General features: G+C 58.0%; 23 protein-coding genes. 12 read left to right on the top strand and 11 right to left on the bottom strand.

Annotated features, from left to right (window positions below; genetic code table 11):
* Window positions 1–12 precede the first annotated feature (12 nt).
* The 3 genes from OP500_RS02755 (at window position 13) to OP500_RS02745 (ending at window position 1,756) form a co-directional block, all read left to right on the top strand.
* Window positions 13–744: a restriction endonuclease subunit S gene (locus OP500_RS02755; RefSeq protein ID WP_274070110.1), complete on the top strand. Its 732-nt coding sequence runs from the start codon at window positions 13–15 to the stop codon at window positions 742–744.
* A 49-nt stretch (window positions 745–793) separates the two neighbouring features.
* A complete protein-coding gene (locus OP500_RS02750) occupies window positions 794–1,270 on the top strand; it encodes a type ISP restriction/modification enzyme (RefSeq protein ID WP_238747398.1) in 477 nt (158 codons plus the stop codon).
* 66 nt (window positions 1,271–1,336) lie between these two features.
* Complete coding sequence (locus OP500_RS02745; protein ID WP_274070109.1) at window positions 1,337–1,756, top strand: S24 family peptidase; 420 nt, start codon at window positions 1,337–1,339, stop codon at window positions 1,754–1,756.
* Between the two features lie 301 nt (window positions 1,757–2,057).
* Here OP500_RS02745 and fabB read toward each other — a convergent pair whose 3' ends face one another.
* From fabB to OP500_RS02720, 5 genes are all read right to left on the bottom strand, one after another.
* Window positions 2,058–3,272, bottom strand: coding sequence for a beta-ketoacyl-ACP synthase I (fabB, locus tag OP500_RS02740; protein WP_274070108.1), 1,215 nt, complete (start codon window positions 3,270–3,272; stop codon window positions 2,058–2,060).
* Window positions 3,273–3,454: 182 nt separating this feature from the next.
* The gene (gene fabA / locus OP500_RS02735; RefSeq protein ID WP_238747427.1) at window positions 3,455–3,979 is read right to left on the bottom strand and encodes a 3-hydroxyacyl-[acyl-carrier-protein] dehydratase FabA; all 525 of its coding nucleotides are present in this window, start codon (window positions 3,977–3,979) and stop codon (window positions 3,455–3,457) included.
* A gap of 280 nt (window positions 3,980–4,259) precedes the next feature.
* Window positions 4,260–4,946, bottom strand: a complete 687-nt coding sequence (locus OP500_RS02730; protein ID WP_274070107.1) for a hypothetical protein — start codon at window positions 4,944–4,946, stop codon at window positions 4,260–4,262.
* Window positions 4,947–4,974: 28 nt separating this feature from the next.
* Window positions 4,975–6,339, bottom strand: a complete 1,365-nt coding sequence (locus OP500_RS02725; RefSeq protein WP_274070106.1) for a PFL family protein — start codon at window positions 6,337–6,339, stop codon at window positions 4,975–4,977.
* A gap of 202 nt (window positions 6,340–6,541) precedes the next feature.
* Window positions 6,542–6,817 (bottom strand): ACT domain-containing protein, encoded by a 276-nt coding sequence (locus OP500_RS02720; protein WP_274070105.1) that lies wholly within the window; start codon window positions 6,815–6,817, stop codon window positions 6,542–6,544.
* A gap of 273 nt (window positions 6,818–7,090) precedes the next feature.
* Between OP500_RS02720 and OP500_RS02715 the strand changes: the two genes are divergently transcribed.
* From OP500_RS02715 to OP500_RS02700, 4 genes are all read left to right on the top strand, one after another.
* Complete coding sequence (locus OP500_RS02715; RefSeq protein ID WP_274070104.1) at window positions 7,091–8,719, top strand: ABC-F family ATPase; 1,629 nt, start codon at window positions 7,091–7,093, stop codon at window positions 8,717–8,719.
* Window positions 8,720–8,973: 254 nt separating this feature from the next.
* A complete protein-coding gene (locus tag OP500_RS02710; protein ID WP_238747440.1) occupies window positions 8,974–9,627 on the top strand; it encodes an NAD(P)-dependent oxidoreductase in 654 nt (217 codons plus the stop codon).
* A gap of 273 nt (window positions 9,628–9,900) precedes the next feature.
* Entirely contained in the window at window positions 9,901–10,407 is a 507-nt protein-coding gene (locus OP500_RS02705) for a GNAT family N-acetyltransferase (RefSeq protein ID WP_238747443.1), read from the top strand.
* Window positions 10,408–11,166: 759 nt separating this feature from the next.
* On the top strand, window positions 11,167–11,613 hold the full coding sequence (locus tag OP500_RS02700) for an ATP-binding cassette domain-containing protein (RefSeq protein WP_274070103.1): 447 nt from the start codon (window positions 11,167–11,169) through the stop codon (window positions 11,611–11,613).
* 98 nt (window positions 11,614–11,711) lie between these two features.
* Here OP500_RS02700 and OP500_RS02695 read toward each other — a convergent pair whose 3' ends face one another.
* Window positions 11,712–12,395: a sulfite exporter TauE/SafE family protein gene (locus OP500_RS02695; protein ID WP_238747447.1), complete on the bottom strand. Its 684-nt coding sequence runs from the start codon at window positions 12,393–12,395 to the stop codon at window positions 11,712–11,714.
* A gap of 203 nt (window positions 12,396–12,598) precedes the next feature.
* Between OP500_RS02695 and grxD the strand changes: the two genes are divergently transcribed.
* A complete protein-coding gene (grxD, locus tag OP500_RS02690) occupies window positions 12,599–12,913 on the top strand; it encodes a Grx4 family monothiol glutaredoxin (RefSeq protein ID WP_238747449.1) in 315 nt (104 codons plus the stop codon).
* A gap of 70 nt (window positions 12,914–12,983) precedes the next feature.
* Here grxD and OP500_RS02685 read toward each other — a convergent pair whose 3' ends face one another.
* The gene (locus OP500_RS02685; protein WP_274070102.1) at window positions 12,984–13,463 is read right to left on the bottom strand and encodes a type IV pilin protein; all 480 of its coding nucleotides are present in this window, start codon (window positions 13,461–13,463) and stop codon (window positions 12,984–12,986) included.
* Between the two features lie 78 nt (window positions 13,464–13,541).
* Window positions 13,542–14,018, bottom strand: coding sequence for a type IV pilin protein (locus OP500_RS02680; protein ID WP_274070101.1), 477 nt, complete (start codon window positions 14,016–14,018; stop codon window positions 13,542–13,544).
* A 340-nt stretch (window positions 14,019–14,358) separates the two neighbouring features.
* Between OP500_RS02680 and ilvB the strand changes: the two genes are divergently transcribed.
* The 3 genes from ilvB (at window position 14,359) to OP500_RS02665 (ending at window position 17,767) form a co-directional block, all read left to right on the top strand.
* A complete protein-coding gene (ilvB, locus tag OP500_RS02675) occupies window positions 14,359–16,137 on the top strand; it encodes a biosynthetic-type acetolactate synthase large subunit (RefSeq protein ID WP_274070100.1) in 1,779 nt (592 codons plus the stop codon).
* Window positions 16,137–16,628: an acetolactate synthase small subunit gene (ilvN, locus tag OP500_RS02670; protein ID WP_238747522.1), complete on the top strand. Its 492-nt coding sequence runs from the start codon at window positions 16,137–16,139 to the stop codon at window positions 16,626–16,628. Before ilvB ends, ilvN begins: the two co-directional genes overlap by 1 nt.
* Before the next feature lie 254 nt (window positions 16,629–16,882).
* A complete protein-coding gene (locus tag OP500_RS02665; protein ID WP_274070099.1) occupies window positions 16,883–17,767 on the top strand; it encodes an NAD(P)H-hydrate dehydratase in 885 nt (294 codons plus the stop codon).
* Window positions 17,768–17,948: 181 nt separating this feature from the next.
* Here the strand turns inward: OP500_RS02665 and OP500_RS02660 are convergent, their stop codons facing one another.
* From OP500_RS02660 to OP500_RS02650, 3 genes are read right to left on the bottom strand one after another with little or no spacing between them, the layout of a single operon-like run.
* Window positions 17,949–18,479 carry a PqiC family protein gene (locus OP500_RS02660; protein WP_238747455.1) on the bottom strand — a complete coding sequence of 177 codons (531 nt, stop codon included), beginning with the start codon at window positions 18,477–18,479 and terminating at the stop codon, window positions 17,949–17,951.
* Window positions 18,476–20,164, bottom strand: coding sequence for an intermembrane transport protein PqiB (gene pqiB / locus OP500_RS02655; RefSeq protein WP_238747457.1), 1,689 nt, complete (start codon window positions 20,162–20,164; stop codon window positions 18,476–18,478). Before pqiB ends, OP500_RS02660 begins: the two co-directional genes overlap by 4 nt.
* Before the next feature lie 21 nt (window positions 20,165–20,185).
* Window positions 20,186–21,478 (bottom strand): paraquat-inducible protein A, encoded by a 1,293-nt coding sequence (locus OP500_RS02650; RefSeq protein WP_238747459.1) that lies wholly within the window; start codon window positions 21,476–21,478, stop codon window positions 20,186–20,188.
* Between the two features lie 161 nt (window positions 21,479–21,639).
* On the opposite strand from OP500_RS02650, the gene upp reads away from it, so the two are divergent.
* Window positions 21,640–22,266: a uracil phosphoribosyltransferase gene (gene upp, locus OP500_RS02645; protein ID WP_274070098.1), complete on the top strand. Its 627-nt coding sequence runs from the start codon at window positions 21,640–21,642 to the stop codon at window positions 22,264–22,266.
* The last annotated feature ends 52 nt before the right edge of the window (window positions 22,267–22,318 follow it).

The raw sequence follows: 22,318 nt of genomic DNA, 5'->3' as shown, positions 1-22,318 counted from the left end.
GCGCAGCATTTTATGCGCCTGGCCGAATGGGTGCTGCTCGAAGGGCTGGGCGTGTTCAGGCAGCCTGAAAACCGTTTTGCCCATTTGAATACGGCCGTTAAAAACCTCAGCGAATCTTTTCGATCCAGCGGGCGTTTGGATGCCGAATACTACCAGAGCAAATACGACCGTCTGCTTGAGCAAATCCGCAAACGCCCGCATCAGAAATTGGGTAATTTGGTATCCATATGCAAATCGGTCGAACCCGGATCGGAAGCCTACCGCAGCGAAGGCTTGCCTTTTGTCCGAGTGTCCGATTTGTCTGTATTCGGTGTTTCAACACCTGACAAATATCTGGACGAAAATGCTTTCGCCGATGCGCCGCATCCGAAAAAAGACACCATTTTGCTCACGAAAGACGGTACGGTCGGCATTGCTTACAAGGCAGAAGAGGACATTCAGGCGGTTACTTCCGGTGCTATCCTGCATCTGAACATCAAAACCGATACTGTGTTGCCCGATTATCTGACGTTGCTGCTTAATTCCCCAATTGTCCGCCTGCAAGCCGAACGGGATGCGGGGGGATCGGTTATCCAGCACTGGAAGCCGTCTGAAATCGAAAACGTCCTTATCCCGCTGTTGTCTTTGGAAGAGCAAGCTGCCATTGCCGATACTGTGCAGCGCAGCTTTGCGATGAAGCAGCAAAGCGAATCATTATTGGAACAGGCCAAGAGCATGGTAGAAATGGCAGTAAACGTAGGTTAGATTAAGATCCAACAACTCTTTGATCTGTATCGGTGAACAGGTGGTGGTTTTGTACTTTGACAACGGCTTCCGCCGCTGCTCCAATATTGACTCCACCCAACTGCAAACTTTCTGCAACCAAACTGGTCTCGCCTACCTCCCCTATGACGGTACCGAAGCGCAAACCCTGCCCCAAAGCAGCTTGAAAACCGGTAAAACCGAAACCGGTGCCGCAGATTCCAGTGTGGCACCAAGCGGCAGTTTTACCTCCAAAACCCTGCTCGACTACATCTACGCCGTACTGCACAGCTCCGCCTACTGCCGCCGCTACGCCGAATTTCTCAAAACCACCTGCATCCGCAAGGTTCCCGCCGCCGCATGGCAGTTCTATATCGGCGGCTACCAACCCGCCCAAAAATGGCTCAAAGACCGCAAAGGCCAAACCCTCACCGCCGCTGACATCGAACACTACCAAAAAATCATCCTCGCCCTCACCCGCACCGCCGGGCTGATGCAGCAAATCGATCAGGCAGCGCAGCCCGTGTAAAACAGCAGTTTCAGGCAGCCTGAAAAGTTTTCAGGCTGCCCCATCTCCCACCGAAAGCCAAACCCTATGGAAACTCCCGATTTCATCCCCGCCCATCTACTCACCGACACCCCACCCGGCAAGCCCTTGCAGCCTGAAAAAAGCACCGCCACCCCGCCGCTACTGTTCAGCCGCGAGCTGATGGACGAATTGGGCATTGATAAAAACCACTGCGGCATTTTCAGCGTGCACGGCGAAGCCATGAAGCCGACGCTGGACGGGCGTTGCGAATTGCTGGTTGATTTCTCCGATAACAAACTTGCCGATGGCGGCATCTATGCCCTGCAAATCGGCAGCCGCTCCCTTGTCCGCCGCGTAAAACTGCTGCTGCGCCAAATCATCCTTGCCTGCGACAACCCCGAATACCCAGACATGACTATTGAAGGCGAAGACCTGAACTGCCTGAAAGTCATCGGCCGCGTGCGCTATATCGGGCGGCGGGCGTAAGCCAATATAACAAGGCAGCCTGAAAACTTTTCAGGCTGCCTTTGTGTATCCAGTCATTCCTTCCTGTGGTTATGTGCCGACGAGGGGTAGGCGGGAATTTTTTCAGCTGCGGCAATGCCCCTTTCCCCGCCATACGCTGCCGCTCACGCAAGATTTCCGCCTGCGCGGGAATAACGTTGCTTGGCGGACGAATGGGTTTTCAGGCTGCCTTCGGGGTCGTCTGAAAGGCAGTCAGCCAAAACATAAAAAGCAGCCTGAAAAGCCGAATCCGCTTTTCAGGCTGCCTTTTTGTGCGGCCGGTTTATTCAACCCTACTGAAAACCAGCGTGGCATTTGTTCCGCCGAAGCCGAAGCTGTTGGACATGACGGCGTTGAGTTTGGCGGGGCGGTTTTCGCGGACGATGGGCAGGTCGGCGGCCTGTTCGTCGAGCGTTTCGATGTTGGCGCTGGCGCAGATAAAGTCGTTCTGCATCATCAGGATGGAATAAATCGCTTCGTTCGAGCCTGCCGCGCCGAGGGCGTGGCCGGAGAGGGATTTGGTGGAACTGACGGGCGGCACGGCTTGCCCCGCAAAGGCTTCGCGGATGGCGCCGAGTTCTTTGGTGTCGCCGACGGGGGTGGAGGTGCCGTGGGCGTTGATGTAGTCGATGCTGCCGCCGTGTTGCGCCAGCGCCATCTGCATGCAGCGCACGGCGCCTTCGCCGGAGGGCTGCACCATGTCGCAGCCGTCGGAAGTGGCGCCGTAGCCAGTGAGTTCGCACAGGATGTTGGCGCCGCGCGCTTTGGCGTGTTCGTATTCTTCCATCACCAGCATGCTGCCGCCGCCGGAAATCACGAAGCCGTCGCGCGCGGCGTCGTAGGCGCGGCTGGCGCGCTCGGGGGTATCGTTGTATTTGGTGGAGAGCGCGCCCATGGCGTCGAACAGGCTGCTCATCGCCCAATGGACTTCTTCGCCGCCGCCGGCGAAAACGATGTCTTGTTTGCCCAGCTGGATAAGCTCGGCGGCATGGCCGATGCAGTGGGCGGAGGTGGAGCAGGCGGAGCTGATGGAGTAGTTTACGCCTTTGATTTTAAACGGCGTGGCCAGGCAGGCGGCAACGGTGGATGCCATGGTTTTGGTTACGCCGTAGGGGCCGACGCGTTTGACGCCGCTGGCGCGCAGGATGTCGGCGGCTTCGACCTGGCTGGCGGAGGAGGCGCCGCCGCTGCCGGCAACGATGCCGGTGCGGATGTTGGAAACCTGCGCTTCGGTGAGACCGGCGTTGGCGATGGCTTCCTGCATGGCGATGTAGGCATAGGCGGGGGCGTTGCCCATAAAGCGCAGGATTTTGCGGTCGATGTGGTCTTTTGGGTCGATTTTGATATTGCCGGCCACGTGGGAGCGCATGCCCATTTCGCGGTAGCTTTCGTCAAACGAAATGCCGGATTTCAGGTTTTGCAGGGCGGCGAGGACTTCGCGGCAGTTGTTGCCGAGGCTGGAGACGATGCCGATGCCGGTTACGACGACGCGTTTCATGGTTCAAACTCCGGTGGATGGGGCAGCCTGAAAAGTTTTCAGACGGCCTGGGTTGGTGTGGGCGGCTTGCGGGCGGTTTTCAGGCTGCTTTGGGTTGGTTTGGCGCAAAGGGCGTCTGAAAAGCGGGTTTTTGTGTTTTTAGGCTGTCTGTTTTTGGGGATTGGGAGCAGCCTGAAAGTGTTTTAGAAATCGTCGGTGGTGGTGAACAGGCCGACGCGCAGGCCGTTGCCTTCATAGATGGTGCGGCCGTCCACGCTCATTTCGGCGTCGGCGATGCCCAGCACCAGTTTGCTGTTCATCACGCGTTTGATGTGGATGTGGTAGCGCACGGTTTTGTGTTTGGGCAGCACCTGGCCGCTGAATTTGACTTCGCCGCAGCCGAGCGCGCGGCCGCGCCCGGGAGCGCCCGTCCAGCCGAGAAAGAAGCCGACCAGCTGCCACATGGCGTCCAAACCGAGGCAGCCGGGCATCACGGGGTCGCCCTGGAAATGGCAGCCGAAGAACCACAAATCGGGGTTGATGTCGAGTTCGGCGATGATTTCGCCTTTACCGTATTTGCCGCCGGTGTTGTTGATTTCGACGATGCGGTCGATCATCAGCATGTCGGGCAGCGGCAGCTGGGCGTTGCCCGCGCCAAACAGTTCGCCGCGCCCGCAGGCGAGCAGTTCTTCTTTGGTGTAGCTGGATTGGGGGGTGAAGGTGGTCATGGGGTTCCTTAAATAAAGGCCGGCTGGCGGCGGGAAACGCGGTAAACAAACGGCTCGGCAGATTCCGAGCCGGAAATTTAGACTAGTGATTCTAATCTATTCGCCAATACAAGGCAAACCGCGCACCGGCATCTGCCGGGCATTAGGTTAAGCCAGGTTAAAACTGCGTATGGCATTTTGTTTTACAAACGGTTTTACCGTGCAATTTTCAGACTGCTTGGATTGGAGAGCATAAAGAAGCAGCCTGAAAAACCAAAACGGCTTTTCAGGCTGCCTTTGCTTATTCTTTCGTATAAGCGGTTTGGCCTGTATAGCAGGCTTCCAGCACCTGCATATCGGGCAGGCGCACGCGGTAGCGCCATTGCTTGGACGGAAAATTCGGCCCTTCCATTTCGCCTTCTTTGCCGTAGGCGTGCTTGGCGGAAACGATGTTTAGCGTGTTGTCATCGTTGAGACGGATGCTTTCGATAAAGCGCGGGTGGACGACATAGGGATCGTCCACATCGGTGCCTTTTAACTGCACGGCCAACATATCCTGCTCGAGCAGTTGCAGGCGGCCGTTGCGCCGCACCAGCCGCGCCAGAAAATTGCTGCTGCTGGCCGAGCCGCTGATGCAGTGGATTTCTGCCGTGCCGTCTGCCTGCTCGTCACGGTAGTAGCTGCCGGCTGCCTGCCACCACACCAGATAATTGCGCTCGCCCTGATATTGCCAGACAAACACACTTTCTTGCTTATCGCCGCCGACGGGGCCGCCCGCTTCGGCATCGCAGTATTCTTGGGAAACTTCGCGCAGCAGCACATTCCACACTTCGCGGCGTTCCGCTTCGGAGAGCGCTTGCGGCTGTGATGCCGTTGGTGCAGGCGGCGCGGCGTGTTCAGGCTGCCTGCCGTATCCGGCGAAATAAGCAAGCGTGCCGGCGGCGGCCAGCGCAAGGGCGCAGAGTAGGATGGTGGTTTTGGCGGACATTTTGATTCCTGAATAAGGCAGCCTGAAATCAATTCTTCAAACTCTGTACCGGCGCGGGAATCCGCCCACCGCGTTTGACGAACACTTCGCACGAGCCGTTTTTCACCGGCATGATGGGGGCATAGCCCAAGAGGCCGCCAAATTCCACCGACCCGCCCACGTCTTTGCCGGGTACGGGGATGATGCGCACGGCGGTGGTTTTGCTGTTGATCATGCCGATGGCGGCTTCGTCGGCGATGATGCCGCTGATGGTGGCGGCGCTGGTGTGGCCGGGTACGGCGACCATGTCGAGGCCGACGGAGCAGACGGCGGTCATGGCTTCGAGTTTGTCCAGCGTGAGCACGCCCGATTCGGCGGCGGCAATCATGCCTTCGTCTTCGGACACGGGGATAAACGCGCCGGAGAGGCCGCCCACGGCGCTGCTGGCCATCATGCCGCCTTTTTTCACCGCGTCGTTTAACAGCGCGAGCGCGGCGGTGGTTCCGTGCGTGCCGCACACGCTCAAGCCCATCGCTTCCAAAATGCGGGCGACCGAATCGCCGACGGCGGGCGTGGGCGCAAGCGACAAGTCCAAGATGCCGAAGGGAATACCCAGCCGCTTGGCCGCTTCCTGGCCGATTAACTCGCCCACGCGGGTGATTTTGAAGGCGGTTTTTTTCACCGTTTCGGCGATGGCGGTCAAATCGGCATCAGGCGGGCAGTTTTCTAACGCAGCCTGAACCACGCCCGGGCCGGATACGCCCACGTTGAGCATCACATCGCCTTCACCCGCGCCGTGGAAGGCACCGGCCATAAAGGGGTTGTCGTCCACCGCGTTGCAAAACACCACGATTTTGGCGCAGCCGAAGCCTTCGGGCGTAATCTCGGCGGTGTGCTTGATGGTTTCGCCCATCAGCCGCACCGCGTCCATATTGATGCCGGCGCGGGTGCTGCCGATGGCCACCGAGCTGCACACGATGTCGGTGGTGCGCATGGCTTCGGGTATCGAGCGGATCAGGGTTTCGCCCGACGGCGTAAGCCCTTTGGGCGCAAGCGTGGAAAAGCCGCCGATAAACGACACGCCGATGGCTTTGGCGGCTTTGTCGAGCGTTTGGGCAACGGAAACATAGCTGTCCGCGCCGGTGGCTGCGGCGATTTGGGCGATGGGCGTAACCGAAATGCGCTGGTTGACAATCGGCACGCCGTATTTGGCCGACAAAAATTGTGCGGTGGCTACTAGGTCTTTGCCCACGCTGGTGATTTTGTTGTAGATGTTTTGGTTGAGCGTGTCGAGATCGGGCGAGATGCAGTCGTGCAGGTCGATGCCGATGGTGAGCGTGCGCACATCGAAATTCTGGTCGGCAACCATGCGTACGGTTTCGAGGATTTCGGCGGATTGGAGTTGGGTAGTCATGGCAATCTTTCGGGTTGGGTGGTTGGGAGGCAGCCTGAAAAGTTTTCAGGCTTCTTTCAAACAAGGGTAGCTTGGGTTGAGACCCAACATTTTCGGGAGTTTGTTGGGTTTGCAACCCAACCTACGCAACTGCTTTTCAGGCTGCTGGAAAAGCAGCCTGAAAACATCACAACAGGCTTTCAGGCTGCCTTTGGCCGCCCCGTCAAATCCGGTGCATGGCCTTAAACAATTCTTCGTTCTGCATCCGAATATCCAGCGACAGGCGTTTGCCCGCTTCGGCGAATACATCCAGCATTTCGGCGCGGCTTTGCGGGCATTTTTCGGTGTCCATCAGGATAATCATGGTGAAGTAGTCGTCCATCAGCTGCTGGCTGATGTTGAGAATGCTGATTTGGTGCTCGGCCAGGAGTTTGGCAACGTCGTAAACGATGCCGATGCGGTCTTTGCCGATTACGGTGAGTACGGAGTGTTTGGACATGGGATTTCCTTTATAGAGCGTGTAAAAAACGGCGCGGCGGTGCTTGGCAGGTAGCCTGAAAACATCAAAACGGTTTTTCAGGTTGCCTTGCGGCGGCGCGCTGAAAACGCCCCGATTATAAGGGAAACGGCTGCTGCGGCAAGATTGGGCAAAGGCAGCCTGAAAGGTAAAAAGGGTAGGGTGCCGCTATCGGCGAAGCGGGCGCGGCTTATGGTACAATCGCGCCTTTTTAACCGTTTCTTTACCAATCCTGACATTCGGGGCGAAAACACCATGATTTCCACCAACGGCATCACCATGCAGTTTGGCGCCAAGCCGCTGTTTGAAAACGTATCCGTCAAATTCGGCGAAGGCAACCGCTACGGGCTTATCGGCGCGAACGGCTCGGGCAAGTCCACCTTTATGAAAATCCTCGGCGGCGATTTGGAGCAGACCGCAGGCGAAGTCGCCATCGAACACGGCGTGCGCTTGGGCAAGCTGCGCCAAGACCAGTTTGCCTATGAAGATATGCGCGTGTTGGATGTCGTGCTGATGGGGCACACCGAAATGTGGGCGGCGATGACCGAGCGCGACGCGATTTACGCCAACCCCGAAGCCACCGAAGACGACTATATGCACGCCGCCGAACTGGAAGCCAAGTTCGCCGAATATGACGGCTACACCGCCGAAGCGCGCGCCGCCGAATTATTGAGCGGCGTGGGCATTGCCGAAGAACTGCACAACGCCACCATGAGCGAAGTCGCCCCCGGCTTCAAACTGCGCGTATTGCTCGCCCAAGCCCTGTTTTCCAAACCCGACGTTCTGCTGCTGGACGAGCCGACCAACAACTTGGACATCAACACCATCCGCTGGCTGGAAGGCGTACTGAACCAATACGACTCCACCATGATTATCATCTCGCACGACCGCCACTTCCTGAACGAAGTCTGCACCCACATGGCGGATTTGGACTACAACACCATCACCATTTACCCCGGCAACTACGACGACTATATGCTCGCCTCCGCCCAATCGCGCGAACGCGCCCTGAAAGACAATGCCAAAGCCAAAGAAAAATTGCAGGAATTGCAAGAGTTTGTCGCTCGTTTCTCCGCCAACAAATCCAAAGCCCGCCAAGCCACCAGCCGCCTGAAACAAGCCGACAAAATCAAAGCCGAAATGGTGGAAGTGAAGCCCTCCACCCGCCAAAACCCCTATATCCGCTTTGAAACCGACGAGAAAAACAAGCTGCACCGCCAAGCCGTTGAAGTGGAAAACCTGGCCAAATCGTTTGACAAAAAACTGTTTGAAAAACTGGGATTTATTTTGGAAGCCGGCCAACGACTCGCCATCATCGGCCCCAACGGCGCGGGCAAATCCACCCTGCTCAAACTCTTGGCAGGCGCGTACAACGCCGAGTATTCAGACGGCCTCACGCCCGACTCAGGCAGCATCAAATGGGCGGAAAAAGCCCATGTCGGCTACTACCCGCAAGACCACGAAAACGACTTCGACGTAGAAATGAACCTCACCGAATGGATGCGCCAATGGGGTCAGGAAGGCGACGACGAGCAAGTCATCCGCGGCACGCTCGGTCGCTTATTGTTCGGCAGCAACGATGTCGTCAAACAAGTGAAAGTATTATCCGGCGGCGAAAAAGGCCGCATGCTCTATGGCAAACTGCTGCTGTTGAAACCCAATGTGCTGGTGATGGACGAACCCACCAACCACATGGACATGGAAAGTATCGAGTCGCTCAACATGGCGCTGGAAAAATACAACGGCACGCTGATTTTCGTGTCGCACGACCGCCAGTTCGTCTCCTCGCTCGCCACGCAGATTATTGAGCTCGACGGCAAGGGCGGGTATGAGCACTATTTGGGGGATTATGAAAGCTATTTGGAGAAGAAAGGGCTGGCGTAAACACGCGGTTGGTTACTACATCTTAGGGCGTGTTGACAATCAACATTTTGGCGGCTTTTGCGTCCTAAAACGGCATCTGCCGCGTTAAAAATGCTCGCCTATGGACGGCATAGGCTCACATTTTTGCCTTGCATCTGCCATTTTATGCCGCAAAATCCGTTTCAAAAGTTGAATGTCAACACGCCCTAGGCAGCCTGAAACAAGGTTCGGCGAAGCCAAAGCCATTTTTTCAGCAAAAACAAGGAGAGTTAATCATGAAAATCGCAGTCATCGGCGCAACAGGTTTGGTGGGCAACGCTGTCGTTTTGGAACTCGCTGCGCGAAACCATCAGGTAACCGCGTTTGCGCGCAACATAGCCAAAGTGGCACAGCATCCCAATGTGCAGGCTGTTGCCGCCGATGTGAACGCGCCCGATTTTGCTGACAAGCTCGCAGGCTTTGATGCCGTGGTCAGCGCGTTTAAAGTGAGCTGGGACAGTCCCAATCTAGTGCAAGACATAAAAACGGGCTACGACAACCTGCTTGCCGCATTCAAAGCCGCTCAGCTGCCGTATTACCTGATTATCGGCGGCGCAGGCAGCCTGAATGTTGCCCCCGGCTTGCAATTGGTGGATACGCCCGATTTCCCGGCGGGCGCTTACCCGGCCTCCGATGCCGTGCGCGTGCTACTGGACGATTTGCGCCCTCGCCGCGATATCAACTGGGCGTTTTTGTCGCCAGCCGCCATGTTTGCCGTTGCGCCCGTGCGCTTTGAGAAAACAGGCGCGTACCGCATCGGACAGGACGACGTGCTGCTCAACGCCGACGGCTCGCCCGCCGACATCGCGCTGCCCGACTTGGCGGCGGCCATCGCCGACGATGTGGAGCAAAAAGCGCATCTGTTTCAACGTTTCACCGTGGCAAACTAAGTTGAGACAGCAAGCGTAACTTAGGGAGAGACCCAACATAATCAGCTATCAGACAAACAACACAAAGGCAGCCTGAAACCCCAATCCCGTTTTCAGGCTGCCTTTATCCAACGCAGGGCGGGCGCCTGCCTACCCAAATATCAGCAAGCGTAGCTTGGGTACTTGTATCTGGCATTGCAACCGTTTGTCGGATTCAAGCATCCAACCTGTGTAACAACCCTTTTCAGACGTTCTCAAAGGCAGCCTGAAAAACCAACGCACGAAAGCAAGCCCATGAATATCACCCTGCGCCCCCCAACCGAACACGACGCATCCACCGTTACCGCCCTGCTGAACGCACTCACCGCCGCAGGCAGTGACACCGACGGCTTTTGGAACGGCGCCGACACCTTCGTTTATGCCGACTGGCTTGCCGCCTGCCGCGAAGCCGCACACGGGCGCGGTCTGCCCGAAGGCTTTGTGCCGTATGTCCAATATGTGATGTTTGACGGCGGCGGGCAGGCCGTCGGCTTTCTAAACCTGCGCCTGCAACTAAACGACTTTCTGCGTGAGATCGGCGGCCATATCGGCTACTGCGTCCACCCCGCGCAGCGCGGCAAGGGCTACGCCAAACAAGCCCTGCGCCAAGCCATCGCCGAAGCCCGCCGCCACGGCATCGGACGCCTGCTGGTTACCTGCCGCTGCAGCAACCCCGCCAGCCGCCGCGTCATTCTTGCCAACGGCGGCACGCTGGAAGACATCCGCGACGAGATGGAACGCTATTGGATAGAAACTAAATAGGCAGCCTGAAAAAACGTTTTCTCGTTTTCAGGCTGCCTCAATGTAATCATGTAAACAAGCAGCCTGAAAACCCAAATCCCGTTTTCAGGCTGCCTTGGGGCGTGTTGGCATCCAATACGCCCCAGTGTCTGTCAGTGCAGCCAGTTGAGCCGGTCGCGGTTGGCACCGGCCACGCCGGGCAGTTGCGAGAAGAAACGTTCGGCTTCGTCTAGCAAGCGTAGGCTGGGTCTAGGACCCAGCTTTCAGGCTGCTTTTTTCAGACGAACTCAAAAGCAGCCTGAAAACAAACAAAGCGGATTTCTGCGAATCCAAAACCCTTACCTGTTTTCAGGCTGCCTTTTCCTACACCCGCAAACATCCCCAAAGCAGCCTGAAAGCCTAATCTCCCCACTTTCAGGCTGCTTTCCCTTTGCCGCCATGGCTTCCCAAATAAAACCCGCTATCATCCGCTTGTCCGCCGATTATATTGAGAGAAGCCCATGTCCCAGCCCAAAGCCCCTTCCCCCTGGCGCATCATCAACCCAGTGCGCCCGCAAATCCGCCGCGCGATGGCAATCGCCACCGCTGCCGCCGTTCTTTCCACCGCTGCGCTGCTCGTTATGGCACGCATTCTCAAAGATCTTCTAAACGACCAAGCCGACTGGTGGCTCGCTGCGCTGCTTCTCGTTCTCACCCTTGCCGCCTTTGCCGTGCGCGCCTACGCCTTCCGCGTCTCGCACCTTGCCGCTTTTCGCCTGGAAACCCTGCTGCGTAGCCAGCTTGCCGAACGCCTCGCGCAAGTCTCGCTCGGTTTCCTGCACGCCCGACGCCAGCGACGCCGAAGTAGAAGCCGCCGCGCGTGCCGCACAATGCCACGACTTCATCATGACGCTGCCGGACGGCTACCAAACCGCGGTCAGCGAACGCGGTGCTACCCTTTCCGGCGGCGAACGCCAGCGCATCACCATCGCCCGCGCCATCCTGCAAAACCGCCCCATCCTCATCCTTGACGAAGCGACCGCCTTTGCCGATGCCGAAAACGAAGCGCTCTTGATGCGCGCGTTGGCGGCGTTGATGCAGGACAAAACCGTGCTGATGATTGCCCACTGCCTCGCTACCATCCGCCACGCCGCGCAGATTCTCGTCTTCGACCACGGCGAGTTGGTAGAACAAGGCGACCACGCCAGCCTCATCGCGCAAAACGGCCACTACGCCCGCCTGTGGTAGGCCGGAGAAGCCGCCCAACACTGGCGCATTGGTGGCGCGGAACAATAGGCAGCCTGAAAGATGGTTTGGGTTTTCAGGCTGCCTTTTTTTTGTCGGAATTACGCCGAAAAGTGGTTGCGCCACAAAAGCGCCAGCTGCCACAGCGCCCATGCGCAGACCAGCAGGCCGGCGGCCAGGCGGATACGGCGGTTTTGCAGCACACGCTGTAGGCAGCTGGCGAAAATGCCCATTGCCAAAAGATTGGGCAGGGTGCCGAGACCGAAAGCGGCCAGATACAGCGCGCCTTTGAGCGCCGAGCCGCTGCCCAAGGCATACAGCGAGGCGTTGTAAACCAAACCGCAGGGCAGCCAGCCCCACAACAGGCCGATGCCGAAGCAGGCGGGGACGGAGCGTATCGGCAGCAGGCGGTTGAGCAGGGGATTGAGCCGCCGCCAAACCGGTTTGCCCAGCGTTTCGATTTTGCCGGCGGCAGCGGAAATGCCGCTCAGATACAGTCCCATCATTAGGAGCAGCAGATTGGCGGCAGCAAACAGCACAAGCTGCAGCGTGCGCGTATGATCGAGCAGCATGCCCGCTTGCGACAGCGCCCCCATCAGTGCGCCGATCAGGGTGTAGCTGCTGATTCTGCCCAGATTCATCAGCAGTATCAGCCACACCCGCCCGATATGCGGCGGCAGATGCAGGGCAAAGGCGCTGCTCAAGCCGCCGCACATGCCCGCGCAGTGCGTGCCGCCGAAAAAGCCGAGCAAAAACAGCGTCAGCACGGTGATTTCTTGCTGCATGGCAAAGTACCGGAAAAAAGCGCGCATTTTACGCCGCCGCGGTGGCAAAACCAAATTTTCAGGCTGCCTGAAAATGCTTTTGAGAACGGATATTGGATAGCTATACCAAAGAAATCTTTAAGGTTAATCGCAGTTTCAAAGAAAGGACAGTAGGGCTATAATGCGCCGTTTTTCTTTCACCAACCGTTACCGAAGAGGTTTTTATGAGCATTCAGGAACAAATCAAAGAAGTCGTTACCAACCACCGCGTCGTGCTGTTTATGAAAGGCACGCCGAAATTTCCGCAGTGCGGCTTTTCCGCCCGCGCCGTGCAGATTTTGAAAGAAGTGGGTTTTGACGACTACGCCAGCGTTAATGTGCTGGACAACGATGCCGTGCGCCAGGGCATCAAAGAGTTTTCGAATTGGCCGACCATTCCGCAGCTGTATGTAAACGGCGAGTTTGTTGGTGGTGCCGATATTATGATGGAGATGTTTGAAGCGGGGGAACTCAAAGACGTGCTCACCGCCGAAGCCTAAGACGTTCTCGGCAAAACAAAGCAGCCTGAAAACCGGTTTTTTGGTTTTCAGGCTGCTTTTTATCGTGGGCTTACTGGAAAACTTCGCAGTTTGTATCGGCGCGGCCGGGGTTGCGGAAAAAGTCAGGCTCATCGCAACTGGAAGTGCTGCTCTCGCACAGCACGGTGCTCAAATCGTGGCTGACCACCAAAACCCGCGGCTCGCTTTCGCGATCGAATGCCACGGCTTTGAGCGCATAGCTGTTTTCACTGTTGGTCCCGCGCGGATTGCCTTGGAAGCGGATGCAGAAATGTTCGGTTTGCGGGTGGGGCAGGTCGGCCCAAGTGGTGCTGTTTTTCTTGAAGTTTTTATGCTGGCTGTAATGCTGCTCAAGATGGCGGACGTTTTCCAACATCGCGGTTTGCGCTTCGTGCAGGCGTTTTTTGCGGGTGTAGCTTTGATAGCTGGGATAGGCAATCACGGCAAGTATCGCCAGCACGGCAATCACCGTCATCAGTTCGATAAGCGTAAACCCCTGTGTTTTTGTGCGCGAAAAAACAAACTGCTGCATTTTGCTTCCTTTCGGTTGGCATGAAATGGCGGCAGTTTGATGTTCTTAAGATTTAATTTTTGTTATTTGCTAATCAGTTTAGAAAACTTCGCATTCGTCATCAGTCATCATGGGCGTGCCTGAGTTTGAGCTAAGTGAATCTTGCAAACCGGCTAAAGTGCATTTGCTGAAATTACCGCTTACCGAAGAGTAAACAAGATAAACTTTCCTGCCTGGATTGGCATTTAACGGGCGCGCAGTCATCAGGTAGGAGCTGGATTCGGCTTGTTGGAGCGAGATGGCATAACCACTATCAGGGTCGCCTTTCAAAGTAGGCACATTGGCGCAGGCACCGTTATTGTTAGTGGCACCGACACAAAAAGTACGGTGTTTGCCATAATGCTGCTCCATCATACGAATATTGTCGTTCATCAGCGAGCGGGCGTTTTCCAAGCGGCTGCGTTCGATAAACTGTTGGAAACTGGGGTAGGCGATCACGGCCAAAATGGCGATGACCACAATCACGATCATCAGCTCGATAAGTGTGAAACCTTGGGTGCGGGCTTGGTATTTCATAGGTATGGCGGAGTAATGTTTGAATGATTAGACCCTTTCAAGCAATTCACGTGCAGATTGCCTGATCCGCTTTCAGGCAGCCTGAAAAACCTTGTGAAGATGCCTTTGCACAAACAGACGGAATTTAACCGAATCTATTGCCAGCGGCACGGCTTTGCGCTATCTTTGGCCTCCCTTTTTCTCCAAACCCCGGCGACGTTTTTTACGGCCGGCAAAACGCTGGTTACCCCGTTCGGACGGTGCGCGTACCCTAAACCGCTGCCCGCCCGAACAGCATTACAGGTGCATCGGTAAGGCGTTTTCCTGTCTTAAATTTCCACGCCAGATACAAGAGGTTGTCATGCAAATATCAGGTGCACAAATCGTTGTGCAAAGCCTTAAGGCCGAGGGCGTCGAGTACGTTTTCGGTTATCCCGGCGGCGCGGTTCTCGAAATCTACGACGCCATCTACCAACTGCATAAATTCGAACACATTCTGACCCGTCACGAGCAGGCGGCGGTACACGCGGCGGATGCCTATGCGCGCCGAAGCGGCAAAGTCGGCGTGGCGCTGGTAACGTCCGGCCCGGGCGCCACCAATGCGATTACCGGCATCGCCACCGCCTACACCGATTCGGTGCCGCTGGTGGTGATTTCCGGCCAGGTCAGCTCGGCGATGATCGGCAGTGATGCTTTCCAAGAGATTGATATGGTGGGAATTTCCCGCCCGTGCGTGAAGCACAATTTCTTGGTAACGAATATCGACGATTTGGCGCCGTCGATTAAAAAGGCCTTCCAAATCGCCCGTAGCGGCCGCCCCGGCCCGGTGGTGGTGGACATCGCCAAAGACGTAACCCAGGCGGTAGCCAAGTTCAGCTATCCTCAGGAAGATTTGTTTATCCGCTCTTACCAGCCGGTGGTGCAGGGGCACGTTGGCCAGATTAAAAAAGCGGTGCAGATGCTCGCTGCGGCCAAACGCCCGCTGGTTTATTTCGGCGGCGGTGTGGTTTTGGGCAATGCGGCGGCCGAGCTGACAAATTTTGTCCAATTATTGGATATTCCCTGCACCGCCACCCTGATGGGGCTGGGCGCTTATCCCTCGTCCGACCGCCGCTTCCTCGGCATGCTCGGTATGCACGGCACCTATGAAGCCAATCTGGCGATGCAAAATGCCGATGTGATTTTGGCCATCGGCGCCCGTTTTGACGACCGCGTGGTATCGGTGCCAGCAAAATTTCTCGAAACGCCGAAAAAAATCATCCATATCGATATCGACCCTTCGAGCATTGCCAAGCGCGTGAAGGCCGATGTGCCGATTGTGGGCGACGTCAAACAGGTTTTGCAGGAAATGGCCGGCCTGTGGCGCAAGCAGGAATTGCAGTTCAATCCCGCCGCTTTGGAAAAATGGTGGCAAACTGTTGAGAGCTGGCGCAGCCGCAACTGCCTGGATTTCGAGCCGAAAGAAAACGTGATCCTGCCGCAGCAGGTTATCCGCACGCTGGCCGAGCTTACCGGCAACCGCGCGGTAATCACTTCCGACGTCGGCCAGCACCAGATGTTCACCGCCCAGTACTATCCCTTTGAAGAGCCGCGCCAATGGCTCAATTCCGGCGGTTTGGGCACCATGGGGGTTGGTCTGCCGTTTGCCATGGGCGCCTATCTGGCCGACCCCAGCCGCGATGTCTGCTGCATTACCGGCGAAGGTTCGATCCAGATGAACATTCAGGAAATGAGTACCTGCCTGCAATACAATCTGCCGGTAAAAGTCATCTGCCTGAACAACGGCTATCTGGGCATGGTTCGCCAATGGCAGGAGCTTTATTACAGCAACCGCGAATCGGAAACCTATCTGCAGTCGCTACCCGATTTTGTCAAACTGGCCGAAGCCTACGGCCACGTCGGCATGCGCATCGAAAAACCGCAGGATGTCGAAGGCGCGCTGCGCGAAGCGCTGGCGCTTAAAGACCGCTTCGTATTCATGGACTTCTTGACCGATCCCAAACAAAACGTCTTCCCGATGGTCGGCAACGGCAAAGGCTTAAGCGAAATGGTACTGCCGCCGCATATGCGCGAGAGCAGGGCAGATTCCGATGTGAACGAAGTAACCGACCGTGCCTACGACAAAAGGAGCGTGCCATGATGCGACACATTTTATCGATTCTGATTGAAAACGAATCCGGCGCCATGAGCCGCGTGGTCGGCCTGTTTTCCGCACGCGACTACAACATCGACTCGCTCTCGGTAGCCGCCACCGAAGATCCCACCCTATCACGGATGACCATCGTTACCCGCGGCGGCGACGGCCTGATCGAGCAGATTACCAAGCAGCTCAACAAGCTGGTCGAAGTGGTGAAAGTGGTTGATTTGAACAGCAGCCGCCACGTCGAGCGCGAACTGATGCTGGTAAAAGTGCGCGCCGTCGGCAAAGACCGCGACGAGCTGTACCGTCTATCCGAAATCTACCGCGGCCAGATTGTCGATGTCAGCGAAAAAATCTACACCGTCGAAGTAACCGGTACTTCCGACAAACTCGACAGCTTCTTGGAAGCGCTGCCCAAAAGCCTGATTTTGGAAACCGTGCGCACCGGCGCCGCCGGCATCGGCCGCGGCGAGCGGATTCTGAAAATCTGAGCCTTGCCCGAATAGGCACTGCCGCAGGCCGGCAGTGCCTTTACCTTACCCGCATTTTGCGGCAAAACCTCTTGCAGAACACCTTTCAGGCAGCCTGAAAATCTTGCCGGTATGGCTTGCGACCAAACGCCGGCTGCCGGAGCGCTGCCAAACTTAATACCCAAGCACTTCATGCTAGAATCCAAATCGTTTTCAGGCTGCTTGGAAAAGCAGCCTGAAACATCCCACAGAACAGACAGACCACGGGAAACACTATGTCCGGTTCACTGATTGCCCCCAATTACGACGTCCGCGCCTACCGCGAATACGCGCAAAAACATTATCCCGGCCTGTGCCGGCCGCGGCCGGAAGACAGCCACAAAGGCACTTTCGGCACGCTGGCCGTGATCGGCGGCGCCGAAGGCATGAGCGGCGCGGTGCTGCTAGCCGCGTCCGCCGCCCTGTACACCGGCTGCGGCAAAGCGATTGCCGCCTTTAACCAAGCCACTTTGCCGCTGGCTGCCGACCCCGTCCGCCCCGAGCTGATTCTCGACACCCTGCCCAAAGTGCTCAAGCGCCCCGGCATCGACACCTGGGTGGCCGGCTGCGGCCTCGGTCGCGACGACAATGCCGTGCGCCTGATCCAAGCCCTGTGGAACAGCGGCATCCGCCAGCTGGTGCTCGATGCCGATGCTCTGCATATCTTGGTTGAAAACCCGCAGCTTTTCCCCTTGAGCAAACGCGCCGATTTGGTGCTGACCCCGCATCCGGGCGAAGCCGCACACCTGCTCAATATTAGTGTGAACCAAGTGCAGGCCAACCGCTCGTGGGCGGCGCGCGAGCTGGCCAGCCGTTATCGTTCGTGGGTGGTGCTTAAAGGCCATCAGACCGTGATTTCGTCGTCGCGCGGCTTTTTGCACGTTAATCCCAGCGGCAACGCCGGTTTGGCAGTGGCCGGCAGCGGTGATGTCCTTTCCGGCATGATCGGTAGCCTGATGGCGCAGGGTATTGCGGTTGAAGAAGCAGTTTCCGCCGCCGTTTGGCTGCATGGCGCCGCCGCCGAAATACTTGCCGGCCAGCAGATCGGCCCCATCGGCCTGCAGGCCGGCGAAATCGCCCTGGCCGTCCGCTGGCTGCGCAACCGGCTGGCGGCAAACTGATGCCATCTCTCCATATTTCGCCCAAGCAGCCTGAAAAGCGTTTGCCGCGCCAGATCTTTCAGGCTGCCTGAACCCTGAAAAGCAGCCTGAAACCAAAATCCGCTCTATCCGGCTCTTGCGCCCAAGACAAAGCAGCCTGAAAACCGCCAAACGGTTTTCAGGCTGCTTTTTATGACGGGTTTCAACGGCCAATCTGCTCCGCGGCGCCGTCCAAGCCGCGGTTGAGGCTGTCAACCATCGCCGGATAGCCATCGCCCTGCTGCGGGGTAAGGACGTGGAAGCTCTTGATGCTGCCGTCGGGGCGGCGGGCGGTGCCGCTGATTTCGGTCTGCCCCCGATAGCTGCCCTGAAAGCGGTCGAGATGGATGTCGAGCACGGGGGCATTATCGTTGGCGAGTTTGGCGGGCAGATACAGGGCACTGCCGCTGCGGTTGAGGCGGTTGGCAAAGGCGGCGGCCAGGGTGTCGGCCAGCGGTGCCGCCCACAGATTGCTTTGGGCAAGGTTCAGATGGTGGGCGTCGGTTTGATAAAGCAGGCTGCCGCTGCCGATGGGTTCGGCCAGACGCACGCGCACGGCGGTGGCGTGGCGGGTGGCAGCACGGTTTTCAGGCAGCCTGAAAGCGCTGTCGGGCAGCTGGTAATACTGCGTCGGCGGGGTGCTGCCGCAGGCGGCAAGCAGCAGGGCAACGGCAAGGGGGAGCAGGCGTTTCATCGGCTTCCTTTCGGGGTGGGGTCTTGGGCGCTGCGTTTGAAAATCAGGGCGTTGGGCTGCTCTTTCAGGGTGTTGAGCAGCGGCTGGGCGTCGCGCAGGGTGCGGTCGATGCTGTCGAGGGTTTGCTGGGCGTCTTGGTACAGCGGCGACTGCGGCGAGATACCGCCGAGGGTTTGGCGCAGCTGCTGCAGGGTGTGCTTGAGCTCGGCCGGCAGCTGCTGGGTGGCGGGGCTGCCGATCAGGCGGTTGGCGGAATTAAGCGTATTTTCGGCGCTGCCCATCATGCGCTGGGCGTTTTTCAGGGTCTGGCGCAGCTCGCGCAGATTACCGTTCAGCTCGCCAACGGTTTTTTCCAGCGGCAGTTCGTTGAGTTTGGCCAACAGCTTGCCGACCTGATCTTGCAAATCGCCGCCGCTGCGGCTGGCGAGTACCGGATCGCCGGCGTATTCGGCGTGCGGGCGCAGCAGATTGCCGCTCTCTTCGCTCAATTCGATCATTTTGCTACCCAGAATCAGATTGTTGCTGCCGATGGTTGCGGCCAGGCCGCGGTCGGAGGCAGCCTGAAAAGCCTGCTGCCAGTATTCGCGGCTTTGCGGCTCGGCGCCGGCTTCGAGCCGTTCGGGGTCGATGCGGATGCGCACCGGAACCCAGCCGTTTTCCAGCAGTTTCAGGCTGTCGCCGGCGGCAAAATGGGGCACGGCGGCCACGCTGCCGATGCGCAGTCCTTTGTATTCGACGGGCGCGCCGCTTTCCAAACCGCGCACCGAGCCTTGGAAAAACACGGTGTAATAAAGGGTGCGCGGGCCGGGCAGGTTTTCGACTTCGGCGCGGTTGTTGTAGATTTTGAAATTCTGGCCGCTGGATACCGATTGGGTGGAACTGCCGGCGTGGCTGGGCGTGGAAAAGGAGATGGCACCGGAGAGCAGGGCGGAGAGCGGCGGGCTGTCGATGCTCAAACCGCCGCCGCCGGTTTGCACGCGCAGGCCGCTGTCGAGCCAGAAACGGCTGTCGGCGGAGAGCAGGCTTTCGTTGGGGCTGTGGATGAAGACGGTGTAGCGCACAGTTTGGTCGGCGGGGGCGAAATCGGCGGATTCGACGGTGCCGACGATGTGGTTTTCATACAGCACGGGGCTGCCGACATTGACCATTTTGCCGTTTTTGCCGGAAAGAAAGAGCCGCAGGCCGCTTTGGCCGATGGCGGCCACCGGCGGTAGGTCGGATACGGTGAACTCGCTGGCTTCTTCGTTGCTTTTGCCGGGGGTGAAGGCGATGTAGGAGCCGGAAACCAGCGTGCCCAGACCGGTGATGCCGTTTTGGTCGATGCGCGGTTTGACCACCCAAAACTGCGTGTCTTTGCGCATCAGCGGGGCAACGTCTTTATTCATGCGGGCGGTGATCTCCACGCCGCTTTGGTCGTCGCGCAGGCGGATATTGACCACGCGGCCGACTTCTACGTTCAGCACCTTAACGGCAGTGGTATTGACTTCGATGCCTTCGGCGTTGTCCATCAGCAGGGTGATTTCGGGGCCTTTGCTGCGGGCGTTCTGCACCAGAAGCCACACGCCAGTAAGCGCGGCGAGCAGGGGAATCAGCCACACGGTGGAGCGCAGGGTGCGGCTGTTGCGGATGCGGGCGTCTTCAATCGACGGCGCGGGTTTTGGGGCTGGAGTTTCGGGGGTAGTCATGTTTCAGGCAGCCTGAAAAAATCAAGGTTCGGAAGAAGGGCGCTCGGCGGCGGCATGGTCCCACAGCAGGCGCGGGTCGAAAAAATAGGCCGAGCACATGGTGAGTATCACCACCAGGCAAAAATACACCGACGCCGGGCCGGGGCTGACGTGGGCGATCGGCGTGTGAAAAGCGCTCATCATCATAATGATCACAAACACATCGATCATCGACCAGCGGCCGACCGCTTCGGTGATACGGTACTGCAGCGACATCGCCCACACCGGCATCAGCGGCTTGAAGCGGGCGCAGTAAAGCAGTACCAGCATCGACAGGATTTTCAGCGTCGGCACCGCGATGCTGGCGCTGAAAATGATGACGGCAATCAGCTTGTCGCCGTCGTTCCACATAAAAATGATGCCGCTCATAATGGTGCTGATTTCGGTTTTGAGCGGGTTGGAGGAAATCATAATCGGCAGCAGGTTGGCCGGCAGGTAAAGAATCGCCGCCGCCAGCAAAAAAGCGGCCGACAGCGACAGGCTGCCCGGGCGGCGGTATCCGAGTTCGGTGCCGCACACGCCGCAAAAGCCTTCGGAGAGCGGGCGAAAATGCAGACAGCGGGTGCAGCAGACGGTATTTTCGGCAGCCTGAAAGGCTTTCAGCCGGCGGGTGCGGCGGATCTGGCGGTACACCCAGTGTTCGGACACCGCCAGCGAAGTGCGCAGCAAGAGCAGCGCCAATACCGGCAGCAGCCAAAACGCGGCGCCGAAATCCACTTGCGCCACGGTTACGATTTTGATGTAGGCCACCATCACCGAAATAAAAAACACGTCCACCATCAGCGCATGGCGCAGGCGGGTAATCAGCCGCGCCGCCCACAGCATGCCCGGCGGCGTTTTGCCCTGCCACAGCGAAAAATACAGATACAGGCACAGCAGCACAAACAACAGCGGCACACCGAAAGTAAACACAAACAGCACGCCGCCGAGAAAACCCCAGTCGCCGCCCAGCAGGGTAAACAGCATTTCAGGCAGCCGCAGCGGCGAATACACCCCGGGCATCGCAATCGTTACAAAAGGCAAGCTGTACACCAACAGCAGCACGATCAGCGAGGCCAGCGCGCAGGCCAGCGTCATCATATACGGCCGGCTTTCGATGCGCGCCAGCGGATGGTGGCAGCGCGGGCAGGACGCTTCCTGCCCCTGATACAGCGTCGGCAGCGCCACCCGCAGGCCGCACACCGGGCAGTCCGCCTGATGAGCGGGCAGGGTGGCGTTGGGCAGGTAGAAGCGCTGCCGTTTGGCGGTGGCGGGGCGGTAGGTGCGGCCGGACATGGCGGAAAGAAAAGGGGAAAAGGTGCAAAGTATATAGCGAATCGAGCCGGCGCTCCATAGTGCCCCTGCAGGCAGCCTGAAAAGCCCCCGCGCCTTTTGCCGCAGGGCAGGCGAAATGTTAGAATCCGGCCGTTTTCAAGCGTCCTCAAGCCAATGCCGCCATGACCCTGAACATCATCGACCACCCGCTGGTGCGCCATAAGCTCTCGCTGATGCGCGCCGCCGACTGCAGCACCAGCAAATTCCGCACCCTGGCCAAAGAACTCTCGCGGCTGATGGCCTATGAAGCCAGCCGCGATTTTGCCACCGAGCCTTACCGCTTTGAGGGCTGGTGCGGCGAAATCGAAGGCGAGCGCATCAAAGGCAAAACGCTGACCATAGTGCCGATTCTGCGTGCCGGCTTGGGCATGCTCGATGGTGTGCTCGATCTGATTCCTACCGCCAAAATCAGCGTGGTCGGCCTGCAGCGCGACGAAACCACCCTGCAGCCGGTGCCGTATTTTGAAAAACTGGTCGATAAGATGGATCAACGCCCCGCGCTGATTATCGATCCCATGCTCGCCACCGGCGGCTCGATGGTCGCTACCATCGATCTTCTGAAACAAAAAGGCTGCCGCCACATCAAGGCGCTGGTGCTGGTGGCCGCGCCCGAAGGCGTGCAGGCGGTGGCTGCCGCCCATCCGGACGTTGCCATCTATACCGCCGCGCTCGACAGCCATCTGAACGAAAAAGGCTACATCATTCCCGGCCTGGGCGATGCCGGCGACAAGATTTTCGGCACGCGCTAGGTGCTAGGATATTTTGATATTCGGCTTTTCAGGCTGCCTGAAACCCCAAAAG

The sequence above is a fragment of the Kingella sp. SNUBH-2017 genome (assembly GCF_028680565.1).
Taxonomy (GTDB): Bacteria; Pseudomonadota; Gammaproteobacteria; order Burkholderiales; family Neisseriaceae; genus Kingella_D; species Kingella_D pumchi.
Note: the sequence above shows the minus strand (reverse complement) of the source record. Positions and strands in the feature narration are given on the sequence as shown.